Here is a 270-nt window from a genome sequence, read left to right on the forward strand (position 1 = left end):
AAAAACCATGGAATGTAAGAGCGTGTCTGGCCTCTATTTCATTGGTGAAGTGATGGACGTAACCGGTTGGTTAGGCGGCTATAATTTCCAATGGTGTTGGAGTTCTGGCTTTGCAGCAGGTCAGTGGGTTTAAGCTGTGTAGAGACAATAAAGTTTGCCCGTAACCGTTAAAGTTTGCCCGTAAGAGTATTTTTAGACAATAAAGTTTGCCCGTAAGAGCTGTGCGTACTATTTTTTATTGAGGTAAACTTTATTGGATCAGCTATGGGA

General features: G+C 41.9%; 1 protein-coding gene. It reads left to right on the forward strand.

Annotation, left to right across the window (positions count from 1 at the left end; translation table 11 throughout):
- Positions 1 to 133 (forward strand): NAD(P)/FAD-dependent oxidoreductase (locus AB4486_RS25870; RefSeq protein WP_372119598.1); only part of this gene is annotated, 133 nt, incomplete at its 5' end.
- Positions 134 to 270 lie beyond the last annotated feature (137 nt).

Origin of the sequence: Vibrio sp. 10N.222.55.C6 (assembly GCF_041473395.1) — a bacterium.
Taxonomy (GTDB): domain Bacteria; phylum Pseudomonadota; class Gammaproteobacteria; order Enterobacterales; family Vibrionaceae; genus Vibrio; species Vibrio crassostreae_C.